The following is a 13,304-nucleotide window of genomic DNA, read 5'->3' as shown; positions in this document are numbered from 1 at the left end:
GGCAAGCCAGCTCCCACATTGGTTCTTCAGGGCATTGGGCAGCGTATGCATCCTGCGGTGGCGGCTGAAATGCAAGCTTCCAAACCCTGAAAATCAAGGTGGGAGCTGTCTCGCCCGGCGAGGCTGCGATGGCGGCGGCATTGCTGGGAGGGATGCTGGCTGACCCGACGCTATCGCAGGCAAGCCAGCTCCCACATTGGTTCTTCAGGGCATTGGGCAGCGTATGCATCCTGCGGTGGCGGCTGAAATGCAAGCCTCCACTCCCCGAAAATCAAGGTGGGAGCTGTCGAGCCCCGGCGAGGCTGCGATGGCGGCGGCATGGCTGGGAGGGATGCTGGCTGACCCACCGCTATCGCAGGCAAGCCAGCTCCCACATTGGATCTTCAGGGCATTGGGCACCGCATGCATCCTGCGGTGGTGGCTGAAATGCAAGCCTCCAACCCCCGAAAATCAAGGTGGGAGCTGTCGAGCCCCGGCGAGGCTGCGATGACGGCGGCATTGCTGGGAAGGATGTTGGCTGGCCCGCCGCTATCGCAGGCAAGCCACACACATTTGATCTTCATTGCCTTGGCAGGTCGGTGTTGACTACGCCGATGACACTTTTGAAGTAAGCCACCCCGGGCGCTTTCCCGATAATCGAGGGCTTACTGACGAAATGCCGAGGCCCCGCCATGACGCGCGCATCCACCGAACAGGTCCCGCCGCAAACCCTGAGAAAAGTCATCGTCGCCGCCGGTATCGGCAATTTTGTCGAGTGGTTCGACTTCGCCGTGTATGGCTTTCTCGCCACCACCATCGCCCAACAGTTTTTCCCCAGTGGCGATGCCAGTGCGGCGTTGCTCAAGACCTTCGCGGTGTTTGCCGTGGCCTTTGCCTTTCGGCCCCTGGGCGGGATTTTCTTTGGCATGCTGGGCGATCGCATCGGCCGCAAGCGCACCCTGGCGATGACGATTTTGCTGATGGCCGGGGCCACGACCCTGATCGGCCTGCTGCCCACGTATGCGGCAATTGGCGTCACGGCGCCGATCCTGCTGTCGCTGATCCGCTGCGCCCAGGGCTTTTCCGCCGGCGGTGAATACGCCGGGGCCTGTGCCTACCTGATGGAGCACGCGCCCAGTGATAAACGGGCGTGGTACGGCAGCTTTATCCCGGTGTCGACCTTTGCCGCCTTCGCCTCGGCGGCGGTGGTGGCCTATGCACTGGAGGCCTCGCTGTCGGCCGAGGCCATGGGCAGTTGGGGCTGGCGCCTGCCGTTTCTGATCGCCGCGCCGCTGGGCCTGGTAGGTCTGTACCTGCGCTGGCGGCTGGATGAAACCCCGGCCTTCCAGGCAGTAAAGCAGGAACACGCGGTGTCTCACTCGCCGCTCAAGGAAACCCTGCGCAACCATGGCGCGGCGATCTGCTGCCTGGGCGCCTTTGTGTCGCTGACGGCGCTGTCGTTTTATATGTTCACCACCTACTTTGCCACGTACCTGCAAGTGGCCGGTGGCCTGAGCCGGGCGACGGCGTTGCTGGTGTCGCTGATTGCGCTGATCTTCGCCGCGGCGATCTGTCCGCTGGCCGGCTGGTATAGCGACCGCGTCGGGCGGCGTGTCACGGTGATGAGCGCTTGCGGGCTGTTGATGGCCGTGGTGTACCCGTCGTTCCTGATGGCCAGTTCCGGCTCGTTCGCGGCCTCCGTGGTCGGCGTGATGCTGCTGGCGGTGGGCGCGGTGTTGTGCGGCGTGGTCACGGCGGCGCTGCTCTCGGAAACCTTCCCGACCCGCACGCGCTATACCGCCTCGGCGATCACCTACAACATGGCCTACACGATCTTCGGCGGCACCGCGCCGCTGGTGGCGACGTGGTTGATCAGCACCACCGCCAGCAACCTGTCACCGGCGTTTTACCTGATGGCCGTGGCCCTGCTCGCACTGGCCGGTGGCCTGGCCTTGCCGGAGACCTCGCGCATTTCCCTGCACGACGCCTGACACCCGGCGAACCTTTCTTGCACAAACACCGTCCGAGCTAGGGCACTGATGTTTTTCGCCTGCTCGGAGGTTTGTGTTTGAAAGCTGCCATCGTCAAAAAATACCGCCTGATTATCAAGACCATGGGTTATGTCGGCTGGGCGCTGTTCTGGCTGTTGCTCTGGGATATTGCGGTCACCGTGGACTTCATGCTGTTCCTCAACGCCAAGATCAACCTGCCACTGATGCCCCTGACACTGCTCGGTTCGGCACTGGTGGTGCTGATCAGTTTTCGTAACACCAGCGCCTACAACCGCTGGTGGGAAGCGCGCACGCTATGGGGCGCGATGGTCAATAATTCGCGCAGCTTTGCACGGCAGGTGCTGACATTGCTCGATGACCCCGACAGCGAAATCAACCCCATCAAATCCACCCTGCTGCGCCGCCACGTGGCCTATGTGAATTGCCTGGCGGCGCACCTGCGGGGCGAGCCGTGCCCGGAGGAAGTGCGGGCATTTATTCCTGGGGATGAGTTTGCGCGCAACGGCGCCACCAACAACTTTGCCAACGACATCCTCACCGGCTCCGCCGCCCTGCTGGCCCGCGAGTACAAGGCCGGGCGCCTGGACAGCATTCGCCTGGCGCGCCTGGAATCAACCATGGTCGACCTGTCCAACAGCCAGGGCGGCATGGAACGCATCGCCAATACGCCACTGCCCTACCCGTATGTGTATTTTCCACGACTGTTTATTTCGCTGTTCTGCCTGATTGTGCCAGTGGGGCTGGTGGAGTCCCTGGGCTGGTTCACCCCGCTGGCCTCGACGGTGGTGGGGTTTATGCTGCTGGCCATCGAACGCATCGGCACCGACCTGCAAAGCCCGTTCCGCTCCAGCGAACACCAGATCCAGACCGAAGCCATCTGCGAAACCATCGAGAAAAACCTGCAGTCGATGCAGCGTGATTCGTTGGGGGATGTTTGCAGGAGCCATTAAAAAGCCTGCATTCTTCAAGCGCCTCTATAATAAAGCGTCGCGTTAAACATTTTGTTTGGCGTGATGTTGCGCAACCACGCAGTATCAGGCCCGGGGGCTGCCTGGCGCCTGAGCTTTGAATAACCCATCGCAAGACTTAAAAAAATGATCAGACCCCTTGACCCCACAGACCTCGATTGCGTCCTGCAGATCTGGCTGGATGCCTCGCTTATCGCCCACGACTTTATCGACGCCGCCTTCTGGCAGTCGCAGGTCGAGAACATGCGCAACCTGTACATTCCTGCATCCCAGACCTTTGTTATCGAGCGTCAATCGAGGGTGGTGGGGTTTTACTCGCTGCTCGACCAGCAGATGGCCGCGCTGTTTGTTGCCCCCGACTGCCAGGGCCAGGGCCTCGGCAAGCAACTGGTGGCCCACGCCAGGAGGCAACGGCCCGTACTGACCCTGGCGGTTTATAAAAACAATAGCGCCAGTTACCAGTTCTACCTGTCACAAGGGTTTGTGGTCACCCATGAGGAGATCGATGAACACAGCGGCCAGGCGCAATACTCGATGAGCAGCGTCGCCAGCGCGCCTCAGTAATCCGTCCTCACCTCAGCGGGCGCCTTGCCGGGGCCACACGCTAAACCCAAGGCTGATATTGCGCGGCGTTCCCCGCTAGTCGCGCGGCTTGCGCCCGTTCGGACAGCGGTATGCCAGGTGGTAGCAACGACAGCACATAAGCCATCCGCGACGCACTCCCCAGGTTCACGATCAATGTGAACGGCGAATCGGCAAATTCAAACACCAGGTTGAAGGTGCCATAAGCACTGCGCATATCCACTCGCGACACATCGCCCAACGGTCGTTGCTTCTGACGTAAAACCCGGTAAATCACCTGCGGCCCCTCAAGACGAAACACCGGGTTGAGGCTGTTGCTGGCCAAGGCCACCCAAGGCAGCCTGCGCAACCCGATAAAGGTGGCCAATACCGCAATCGCCTTGCCATCAAGGCCCGTGCCAGGGGCATAGGCGGGAGCGACCGACTTGGGTTTGCGCAGCTTCTTGAACAACCAGTACATGAACCAAAACGACAGGCCCTGGGCAATGACCACCATCGCGCCGAAGGCTAACGCCATCCAACTGATATCCATGTGCTTTCCTTGGCGGGTTGCCGGTGAGCGATCCAGCTTGGCAGGTAGCATCAGGCACTAAATTGCGCGCAAAAAAAAGCCTGCATCGCTGCAGGCTTTTCTCTATCTGGCTCCACGACCTGGACTCGAACCAGGGACCCAATGATTAACAGTCATTTGCTCTACCAACTGAGCTATCGCGGAATGCGGCGTATCTTACTGATTGAAAAGGACAAGTCAAATATTTAATGGGTTTTTACCTGCGACTTTTCAGGAACCCTGAAAAATCCGCGGTGATTCAACTCTCAGCAGCCTTACTCAACCTACAAAAATGCAGGAACCGTCCGACTGGAACCTCAATGCGCTTAAGCCGACTATTCCACCGATAGCGCTCTCGCCGATCGAGTGCCCCCCTCACAGTGACGGAGCCTACTGCCCGGTGGGTTTCTACGTCGCTTGCCTGCTGCTGGAGACACGATGAAAATATCGCTTGCTATATGACGCACTGACCTCCATCAGCGTGCCAAATAAAACAGCCAAAGCCGCCGTAAATGCTTGGGAGGACGATGTGAAACATTTCGCATCAAAAGCCGACTTAGAACGCACCGAATCCCACCTCAAGGATTCGATCGCGGCATTACGCACCGACCTGAGCGCCCTGATCAAAGACCAAGGCGTTGCAATCAGAGAGCAAGGTGTAGAATTCCGCGCGCTGATGGAACGTCAGGCGAGCCAGTTTCAAGGGGCCATTTCAAAGCTGGAATCGGGCATGACCCTGCTGCGCTGGCAATTCTGGCTGTTGGTCATCTGCTTCGGGTTTCCTATCATCAAAAACCTTTACGAGATTTACGGGAGTGTCATTTCCTCCTGACTCATGGCTTTACCTTTTCAGCACTCGACACGGAATTTCTCGTGCAGCCTTATCGACAGGGAGTCGACCCGTGAAAAAACTGCATGACCATCCCTTTTTCAAGCCACGTCGCCCCACTGCACCGCTGACACCGGAAAAACCCAAGCTCTCCTCCGGCACTGTCCTCTCCCTGGCTGCCGTGGTGATCTCCATCGCCGCCGCGTCGATTTCCTTCTGGCAACTGGACCTGATGCGCGAGCACAACCGGCTGTCCGTCAGGCCCTACCTGATGATCACACCGTATCTGGCGGGCGGGAAAAGCGGCCTGTACCTGTCCAATGAAGGGATTGGCCCGGGCATCATCACCGCGTTCAACATTCGCGTCGGCGACGAACAGTTCGATGGGCTGGGGGACAGTCGCTGGCCCGCCGTGCTGGAAAAGGCACGGTTGAATCCAGAATGCTTCGCCAAAGGTTGGCCCACCGAGGGTGCAGCCGTCAGGCCGGGTAATGACATCGTGATTCTGGAGCCGACTAAAAGCACACAGTTCGGCCCCTTGTGCCTGCTGCAAATGAGTCTGTTCCTGCAAAGGAATGACGTCTTTGTAGAGATGCACTATGAGTCACTCTACAAGGAGCCCTTCATCCTTTCCGCCCCCTTGGGCATCAATGAAGCCATGGATATGGGCGCGCTGGGCAAAATACTTCAGTAGTCAGCCAACGCGCGTCCATCACGGCAACTGCTCAATCACCCCACGACTCTTCAACTGCCCCAACTGCTCACCACTCAACCCCAACCGCCCCACCAACACTTCATCCGTATGCTGCCCCAACATCGGCGCCGGCCGTACGTACTCCACCGGAGTGCCAGACATCTTGATCGGGCTACCGACCATGGCGAAATCGGGGTTTTGCGGATGGGGGATCTTCACCATCAGTCCACGGGCAATCACCTGCGGCTCTTCCAAAGATTGCGCGATATTGTTGATCGCGCCCACCGGGACTTTCGCGGCATGGATGCAACTGACCCACTCATCTGCCGTGCGGCCAAGGAAGTGCGCCGACAGCAACCCGACGATTTCGGCCCGATGGGCCACGCGGTCGGCATTGCGCCGAAAGCGTGGGTCATCCGGCAGGTGCGGCAGGCCAATGCTCTGGCATAAGGCGATGAATTGGCTGTCGTTGCCGCAGGCGATGATGAAGTCGCGGTCGGCGGCGCGAAACACCTGGTACGGCACGATATTGGCGTGGGCATTGCCAAAGCGCTGGGGCACGTTGCCGGAGGCCAAGTAGTTCATGCTCTGGTTGGCCAGGGTCGCGACTTGCACATCCAGCAGGGCCATATCGATATGCTGGCCAACGCCGGTGCGTTCGCGGCTGAGCAGCGCGGCCTGGATCGCCACCGTGGAATACAGCCCGGTCATCAGGTCGGAAAAGGCCACGCCGACTTTTTGTGGACCGCCGCCCGGTAAGTCATCGCGTTCGCCGGTGATGCTCATCAGGCCGCCAATGCCCTGGATGATGAAGTCATAGCCAGGCTCTTCGGCACGCGGGCCGGTCTGGCCAAAGCCGGTGATGGAGCAATACACCAGGCGCGGGTTGAGCGCGGCCAGGGTCGTGTAGTCCAGGCCGTAGCGCGCCAGGGAGCCGGCCTTGTAGTTCTCGATCAACACGTCGGAGCTGGCCGCCAGCGCCCGCACCAGTTCCTGGCCTTCGGCACTGGCCAGGTCGATGGCCACCGACAGCTTGCCACGGTTGGTGGACTGGTAATACGACGCCTGCCCGGACGCCTCGCCGGTGCCGGTCTTCATCCACGGCGGCCCCCAGCCACGGGTGTCGTCGCCACTGTGCGGGCGCTCGATCTTGATCACTTCCGCGCCCAGGTCGGCCAACACCTGGCCACACCAGGGACCGGCCAAGACCCGGCTCAAATCCAGTACACGCAAACCTGTTAATGCACCCATTGTTTTTATTCCTGAAGGTCTGTATCGCCGACTGTGGGCTATAGATAACCCTGCTACTTATTTTGCAGTGCGAAATTATATTCCGTATTTTCAAAAAATAATAAGTATCTACATTAAGAATGTAAACGCAAGAACGTATAGATCCAAAAGAAATAAACATAAGCAATTGTTTATAAACGAATAAATATAAAGACACAGTAAAAATCCAAAAAATTCAATTGTTTCGCACAGCGGAATATGGTTTTGTTTTGTTGATTTTACAAAAGAAGGATGTCTACCATGCGCCGTCGAAGCCTGGACCCGAACACACCAGAGACACCAGCAGGCAGCACTGCCTTTGAACACCTGCTGGTAGATCCGATGAACACCGAAGAGGAGGAAGACAAGGACCGCCAGTTCATCACGTCACTGGCCCGTGGCCTGGAACTGCTGCGCTGCTTCACCCCCAGCGAAAGCGTGTTGAGTAACCAGGAACTGGCGCGCAAGACCGGCCTGCCCAAGCCGACGATTACCCGCATGACCCACACCCTGACCCGCTTGGGTTACCTCAAGCACATGCCGCAGTCGGGCCGGTACCAGTTGGATGTGGGGGTGATGGCATTTGGTTACGCAATGCTTTCCAACCTGTCGGTGCGGGCCGTGGCCCACCCGCTGATGGAGACCATGGCCAAGTACGCCCAGGCCGCCGTCGCGATGGCCACCCGGGACCGCCTGGACATGGTGTACCTGGACGTGATCCAGGGCGAAGCGAACATGACCATGCGCCGCCAGGTCGGTACGCGCCTGCCGCTGCACTTGAGTTCGGCAGGCCGTGCCTGCCTGGCGGCGATGCCGGAGAACGAGCGCGAATTCATGCTTGAGCATATCCGCCAGCGGCATCTGGAGGATTGGCCGACGATTCGCAAAGGGCTGGAGCGTGCGTTCAGGGATTACACCGATTTCGGCTATTGCATGTCGATCGGTGAGTGGCACCGCGATGTCAACGCCATCGCCGTGCCCATGCTGCACACACAACATGGGTTGTTGACGTTCAACTGTGGCGGGCCGAGTTTTCACCTTTCCCGGGAAAAACTCGAAGACGCCATAGGGCCGCGTCTCAAGCACATGGTCAACAACATCGAGGCCGCCGCCCGCTAGACAGATCGGTGCACGGCCTCGGCAGATCCAATACAACAGGCCCGCCGAACGGGCCGCTGAGGAATGTACATGATCCGAGACCCGCAAACGCTGCATCTGCTGCTGGACTCCATCCACCAGTTCGTCAACGAAGTGCTGATCCCACGGGAAAACGAAGTCGCCGAGACCGATGAGATCCCTGCGGACATCGTCCGGCAATTCCAGGACATGGGCCTGTTCGGCCTGACCCTGCCCGAAGCCTATGGCGGCCTGGGCGTGACCATGGAAGAAGAAGTCAGCATTGCTTTCGAGCTGGGGCGCACCTCGCCGGCCTTCCGCTCCTACTTCGGCACCAACAATGGCATCGGTTCCATCGGCATCCTGCTGGACGGCACCGAGGCACAGAAACAGCATTACCTGCCCAAGCTGGCCAGCGGCGAGTTGCTCAGCTCGTTCTGCCTGACCGAACCGGACGCCGGCTCCGACGCTGCCTCGCTGAAGACCACCGCCCTGCGCGATGGCGAGCATTACCTGATCAATGGCACCAAGCGCTTTATCACCAATGCGCCCCATGCCGGGATTTTCACGGTGATGGCTCGTACCAACCCGGAGATCAAGGGCTCGGGCGGGATCAGCGCGTTTATCGTCGAGCGCAATACCCCGGGGGTGTCCCTGGGCAAGCGCGACCACAAGATGGGCCAGAAAGGCGCCCATACCAGCGATGTGATTTTCGACAATGTGCGGGTGCCCGCCGGGCAACTGATCGGCGGCGTCGAAGGCGTGGGGTTCAAGACCGCGATGAAGGTGCTCGACAAGGGCCGCCTGCATATCGCTGCGGTCAGCGTCGGCGCCGCCGAGCGCATGCTCGACGATGCCCTGCACTACGCCATCGACCGCAAGCAATTCGGCCAGCCGATTGCCGAGTTCCAACTGATCCAGGCCATGCTTGCCGACAGCAAGGCAGAGATCTATGCCGCCCGCTGCATGGTGCTGGACGCCGCGCGCAAGCGTGACGAGGGCCTGGACATCAGCACCGAAGCCTCCTGCGCGAAGATGTTCGCCACGGAGATGTGCGGCCGCGTGGCTGACCGTTGCGTACAGATTCATGGTGGCGCGGGGTATGTGAGCGAGTATGCGATCGAGCGGTTTTACCGCGATGTGCGGCTGTTCCGGCTGTATGAGGGCACGACCCAGATCCAGCAGTTGGTGATTGCGCGCAACATGATTCGCGAGGCCAGGCACTAAAACCCACACAACCCTATGTGGGAACCGAGCTTGTGTGGGCTTGCTCGCGCAGGCGGTGGGTCAGTTAATAAATAGTTGACTGACACTGCGCTATCGCGAGCAAGCCCGCTCCCACAAGTAGATCGGCTTTGTTCATACAACATCTGCAACACCCATAACCCGTGCCCTACAACTACAACAAGGTATCGCTATGGAAGTCGCCACATCGGCGGGTGCGTTGTCGCCCGCAAAAAACAACCTGTGGATCATTGTCTTCATCTTCTGCTTCCTCGGTCTTTTGATCGACGGCGCAGACTTGATGCTCCTGTCCTACAGCCTCAGCAGCCTGAAAGCCGAGTTCGGCCTGACCAGTGTCGAAGCCGGCAGCCTGGGCAGTTTCACCCTGGCCGGGATGGCGGTCGGCGGGATTTACGGGGGCTGGGCCTGTGATCGCTTCGGCCGGGTCAAGACCGTGGTGTGGAGCATCGTGCTGTTCTCGGTGGGTACCGCGATCCTCGGCCTGACCCACAGCTACTGGCAGTTCGCAGCCACCCGCTTCTTCGCCTCCCTCGGGTTGGGCGCATTGTATGTTGCCTGCAACACCCTGATGGCCGAATACGTACCGACCCGCTACCGCACCACCGTGCTCGGCACCCTGCAGGCCGGCTGGTCGGTGGGGTATATCGTCGCCACCTTGCTGGCCGGCTGGATCCTGCCGGACCACGGCTGGCGCTGGCTGTTCTATGTGGCGATCATCCCGGTGATCCTCGCCGTGCTGATGCAGCGCCTGGTGCCGGAACCCCAGGCCTGGCTCAACGCCCAGGCCGAGCGTGCGCGGGAAAAGGCCGCAGGCATCCAGCGCGTCTCGGTAAAAAAACCCGATGGTATGTTCAAGCTGATTTTCAGCGACCCCAAGGCCAGCCGCATGTTCCTGTTCTGGGCACTGACTGCAGGCTTCCTGCAGTTTGGCTACTACGGGGTGAATAACTGGATGCCGTCCTACCTGGAAGGCGAACTGGGGATGAACTTCAAGTCGATGACCAGCTACATGGTCGGCACCTACGCGGCGATGATTTTCGGCAAGATCCTCGCCGGCCTGGCGGCCGATCGCCTGGGCCGGCGCGTGGTGTTTGCCTTCGGCGCCCTGGGCACGGCGGTGTTCCTGCCGGTGATCGTGCTGTACCAGAGCCCGGAGAATATCCTCTGGCTGCTGATTGCCTTCGGTTTTCTGTACGGCATTCCCTACGGCGTGAATGCGACCTACATGACCGAGAGTTTCGAGGCCAAATTCCGCGGTTCGGCAGTGGGCGGTGCCTACAACATCGGGCGTATTGGCGCGGCGGTCGCGCCGGCGGCCATTGGCTTCCTGGCGTCCCATGGCTCGATTGGCGTGGGCTTTATGGTGATGGGCGCGGCGTACTTTATCTGCGGGGTGATCCCGGCGCTATTTATCCGCGACAAGCAGTTTGACCCGCAGAAACAATAAGCCAGGCCCGAGTGGCCCCGGATTGCCGGCGCCACTTGGGGCATTGCCGCTTCGTCAGGAAAACCTAGCCGTTTTGCCAGTTACTTAAACGTTTTGTTCAAACTATCGTGTACCCGACCAATTTTTGATGGCAGGGCCGGAAATGGAATTCATCGAACAAAGCCACCAGGGCTACGCAACCTTTCGCGACTACCAGACCTGGTATCGCGTGACCGGCAACCTCGACAGCGGCAAGACCCCATTGGTCATCCTCCATGGCGGCCCCGGCGCTACCCACGACTACCTGGACGCCTTCAAGGACGTGGCTGCCAGTGGGCATGCGGTGATTCACTACGATCAACTGGGCAATGGCCAGTCCACCCACCTGCCCCACCAGCCCGCCGATTTCTGGACGGTTGAGCTGTTTCTCGCAGAGCTGGACAACCTGCTCGACCATCTGCACATCAGCGGGCATTACGCGCTCCTCGGGCATGCCTGGGGCGGCAGGCTCGGCAGTGAACACGCGATTCGCCAGCCCCAGGGCCTGCGCGCATTGATCGCCGCCAACCTGGCAGCCGGCTTCGATGAGCAACCCTTGTGCCGGATCAACCCGTGGCCCGAAGAAGTGGCACGTACCTTCGCCCAGATGGCGGCCGATCCTACGGTTTACAACGCCCTGCACGGCCCGATCAGCATTGGCCGGCTGACGCAGATCCAAGTGCCAACCCTGATAATTTCCGGGCGGCATGACCAGGCCACACCGCTGGAATTCAAGGCATTCCTCGATGAAATCGCCGATGTACGCGCAGCGCTGTTTGAAGACTCCAGCCATATGCCCCATGTGGAGGAGCGCCAGCCGTGCATGGGCACGGTGGTGAAGTTTTTGGATGAGGTGTGCTCACCAACGGTCTTCTAAACACCACCAATCAAATGTAGGAGCGGGCAAGCCCGCTCCTACATTCAGTTTTTTGTGGTGTTTTGGCTACACCTCACTGGTTTCAGCCCGCCCCGCCACCGCCGCTTTCTGCAGGGCTGTATCCACCAGCGGAATCTCCTTGCCCTCGGCATCAAACAATTTGCCCTTGCTGAAGTAATCCCCGTCCCGCAGTGCCGCCACATCCTGGAAACACAGGCTGCGCTCGGTACCGGCGACGAACACCGACTGCTGGTCCGAGTTGCCGGCGGTGAAGTGGTTGAACGCCAGGTTCAGCAGGATCGCCATGATCGCCGAGGAGCTGATCCCCGAGTGAAAGATGGTGGCGAACCAGCTAGGGAACTGATCGTAGAAGCTCGGCGCGGCGATGGGGATCATGCCGAAGCCAATGGAGGTGGCGACAATGATCAGGTTCATGTTGTTGCGGTAATCGACCTTGGACAGCGTACGGATGCCACTGGCCGCCACGGTGCCGAACAACACGATCCCGGCGCCGCCCAGCACCGAGGTCGGTACTGCGGCAATCACCCGGCCCATAAAGGGCAACAGGCCAAGGATCACCAGGAACAGGCCGCCCGTGGCCACCACATAACGACTCTTGACCCCGGTCACCGCCACCAGGCCGACGTTCTGGGCGAAGGCGCTTTGGGTGAACGAGCCAAAGATCGGCGCGAACATGCTCGACAGCATGTCGGCACGCAGGCCATTGCCCAGACGCTTGGAGTCAACCTTGGTGTCGATGATCTCGCCCACCGCGAGGATATCCGCCGAGGTTTCCACCAGGGTCACCATGACCACGATGCACATGGACAGGATCGCCGCCACATGGAAGGTCGGCATGCCGAAATGGAACGGCGCGGGGAAGCCGATCATCGGGCCCTGGGTCACGCCGGAGAAGTCCGCCATGCCCAAAAACACGGCGATCAGCGTGCCAAACACCATGGCCAGCAGGATCGACAGGCGCGAGATAGTGGCGCTGCCCACCTTGCTCAGCAACAGCACCAACACCAGGGTGATGGCCGCCAGGCCGATGTTGGGCATGCTGCCAAAATCGGCAGCGCGGCTGTTACCGCCCATGGCCCAACGGGCCGCGACCGGCATCAGCGTCAGGCCGATGGTGGTAATCACGATCCCGGTCACCAGGGGCGGGAAGAACTTGGTAATTCGCGAGAAGATCGGGGTGATCAGCAACCCGATCAGCGACGCGGCCATCACCGCGCCCAGGATCGCCGGCACACCGCCCGCGCCGTCGCTGCCGACAATCGCCACCATGGTCGCCACACCGGCAAACGACACGCCCTGCACCAAGGGCAACTGACAGCCAAAAAACGGCAGGCCCAGGGTTTGCAACAGCGTGGCCAGGCCACCGGCAAACAACGACGCGGCGATCAACAGGCCAATATCCGCGGGGGATAACCCGGCCGCCTGGCCGACAATCAACGGCACGGCCACGATGCCGCCGTACATGGTCAGTACATGCTGCAGGCCGTAAGCCATGTTGGCAGCGACGCCAAGATTCTCATCTTCTGGCCGTTGCGGTGACGCCTTCGGGATAGTCATGGTGAGAGGTTCTCTGTTTTTGTTGTGCGCTCACTGTATGCAATAGAAAGATTGGATGTCCATAGAGTTGTATACAATCATTTGCACAAGATACCCGGCATCGACGTTACAAAAATCCATTCAGCCGCCCAGCCTCGAGG

General features: G+C 60.0%; 12 protein-coding genes and 1 tRNA gene. 9 read left to right on the top strand and 4 right to left on the bottom strand.

Annotated elements, in window-relative coordinates:
• The first annotated feature begins 671 nt into the window (after window positions 1–671).
• From AC07W7_RS15415 to AC07W7_RS15405, 3 genes are all read left to right on the top strand, one after another.
• A complete protein-coding gene (locus AC07W7_RS15415) occupies window positions 672–1,970 on the top strand; it encodes an MFS transporter (RefSeq protein WP_076961321.1) in 1,299 nt (432 codons plus the stop codon).
• Window positions 1,971–2,047: 77 nt separating this feature from the next.
• Window positions 2,048–2,941, top strand: a complete 894-nt coding sequence (locus AC07W7_RS15410) for a bestrophin family protein (RefSeq protein WP_076961320.1) — start codon at window positions 2,048–2,050, stop codon at window positions 2,939–2,941.
• A gap of 144 nt (window positions 2,942–3,085) precedes the next feature.
• Window positions 3,086–3,523 (top strand): N-acetyltransferase, encoded by a 438-nt coding sequence (locus AC07W7_RS15405; protein WP_169900633.1) that lies wholly within the window; start codon window positions 3,086–3,088, stop codon window positions 3,521–3,523.
• Between the two features lie 40 nt (window positions 3,524–3,563).
• Here AC07W7_RS15405 and AC07W7_RS15400 read toward each other — a convergent pair whose 3' ends face one another.
• Complete coding sequence (locus tag AC07W7_RS15400) at window positions 3,564–4,073, bottom strand: hypothetical protein (protein WP_495039632.1); 510 nt, start codon at window positions 4,071–4,073, stop codon at window positions 3,564–3,566.
• Window positions 4,074–4,180: 107 nt separating this feature from the next.
• Window positions 4,181–4,256 (bottom strand) — tRNA-Asn (locus AC07W7_RS15395).
• A gap of 286 nt (window positions 4,257–4,542) precedes the next feature.
• Between AC07W7_RS15395 and AC07W7_RS15390 the strand changes: the two genes are divergently transcribed.
• Both AC07W7_RS15390 and AC07W7_RS15385 read left to right on the top strand, forming a co-directional pair.
• Window positions 4,543–4,923: a DUF1640 domain-containing protein gene (locus tag AC07W7_RS15390; protein WP_099170274.1), complete on the top strand. Its 381-nt coding sequence runs from the start codon at window positions 4,543–4,545 to the stop codon at window positions 4,921–4,923.
• A 70-nt stretch (window positions 4,924–4,993) separates the two neighbouring features.
• The gene (locus AC07W7_RS15385; RefSeq protein ID WP_495039631.1) at window positions 4,994–5,614 is read left to right on the top strand and encodes a hypothetical protein; all 621 of its coding nucleotides are present in this window, start codon (window positions 4,994–4,996) and stop codon (window positions 5,612–5,614) included.
• An 18-nt stretch (window positions 5,615–5,632) separates the two neighbouring features.
• Here AC07W7_RS15385 and AC07W7_RS15380 read toward each other — a convergent pair whose 3' ends face one another.
• Complete coding sequence (locus AC07W7_RS15380) at window positions 5,633–6,865, bottom strand: CaiB/BaiF CoA transferase family protein (RefSeq protein ID WP_495039630.1); 1,233 nt, start codon at window positions 6,863–6,865, stop codon at window positions 5,633–5,635.
• A gap of 279 nt (window positions 6,866–7,144) precedes the next feature.
• Here AC07W7_RS15380 and AC07W7_RS15375 point away from each other — a divergent pair, with 279 nt between their 5' ends.
• The 4 genes from AC07W7_RS15375 (at window position 7,145) to AC07W7_RS15360 (ending at window position 11,586) form a co-directional block, all read left to right on the top strand.
• Window positions 7,145–8,002, top strand: coding sequence for an IclR family transcriptional regulator (locus tag AC07W7_RS15375; RefSeq protein ID WP_495039629.1), 858 nt, complete (start codon window positions 7,145–7,147; stop codon window positions 8,000–8,002).
• A gap of 69 nt (window positions 8,003–8,071) precedes the next feature.
• A complete protein-coding gene (locus tag AC07W7_RS15370; RefSeq protein ID WP_076961314.1) occupies window positions 8,072–9,226 on the top strand; it encodes an acyl-CoA dehydrogenase family protein in 1,155 nt (384 codons plus the stop codon).
• Between the two features lie 190 nt (window positions 9,227–9,416).
• Window positions 9,417–10,691 (top strand): MFS transporter, encoded by a 1,275-nt coding sequence (locus tag AC07W7_RS15365; protein ID WP_099170271.1) that lies wholly within the window; start codon window positions 9,417–9,419, stop codon window positions 10,689–10,691.
• 142 nt (window positions 10,692–10,833) lie between these two features.
• On the top strand, window positions 10,834–11,586 hold the full coding sequence (locus tag AC07W7_RS15360) for an alpha/beta fold hydrolase (protein ID WP_495039628.1): 753 nt from the start codon (window positions 10,834–10,836) through the stop codon (window positions 11,584–11,586).
• A 66-nt stretch (window positions 11,587–11,652) separates the two neighbouring features.
• On the opposite strand, the gene AC07W7_RS15355 is transcribed toward AC07W7_RS15360, so the two are convergent.
• The gene (locus tag AC07W7_RS15355) at window positions 11,653–13,164 is read right to left on the bottom strand and encodes a nucleobase:cation symporter-2 family protein (RefSeq protein ID WP_495039627.1); all 1,512 of its coding nucleotides are present in this window, start codon (window positions 13,162–13,164) and stop codon (window positions 11,653–11,655) included.
• Between the last annotated feature and the right edge of the window lie 140 nt (window positions 13,165–13,304).

The organism is Pseudomonas sp. GW821-FHT01D09, assembly GCF_059422465.1.
Note: the sequence above shows the minus strand (reverse complement) of the source record. Positions and strands in the feature narration are given on the sequence as shown.

Bases quoted from the DNA above. Each gene is read 5' to 3' on its own strand.
- AC07W7_RS15415 (WP_076961321.1), top strand. From the start codon at position 672: ATGACGCGCGCATCCACCGAACAGGTCCCGCCGCAAACCCTGAGAAAA.
- AC07W7_RS15405 (WP_169900633.1), top strand. From the start codon at position 3,086: ATGATCAGACCCCTTGACCCCACAGACCTCGATTGCGTCCTGCAGATC.
- AC07W7_RS15400 (WP_495039632.1), bottom strand. From the start codon at position 4,073: ATGGATATCAGTTGGATGGCGTTAGCCTTCGGCGCGATGGTGGTCATT.
- AC07W7_RS15380 (WP_495039630.1), bottom strand. From the start codon at position 6,865: ATGGGTGCATTAACAGGTTTGCGTGTACTGGATTTGAGCCGGGTCTTG.
- AC07W7_RS15375 (WP_495039629.1), top strand. From the start codon at position 7,145: ATGCGCCGTCGAAGCCTGGACCCGAACACACCAGAGACACCAGCAGGC.
- AC07W7_RS15370 (WP_076961314.1), top strand. From the start codon at position 8,072: ATGATCCGAGACCCGCAAACGCTGCATCTGCTGCTGGACTCCATCCAC.
- AC07W7_RS15365 (WP_099170271.1), top strand. From the start codon at position 9,417: ATGGAAGTCGCCACATCGGCGGGTGCGTTGTCGCCCGCAAAAAACAAC.
- AC07W7_RS15360 (WP_495039628.1), top strand. From the start codon at position 10,834: ATGGAATTCATCGAACAAAGCCACCAGGGCTACGCAACCTTTCGCGAC.
- AC07W7_RS15355 (WP_495039627.1), bottom strand. From the start codon at position 13,164: ATGACTATCCCGAAGGCGTCACCGCAACGGCCAGAAGATGAGAATCTT.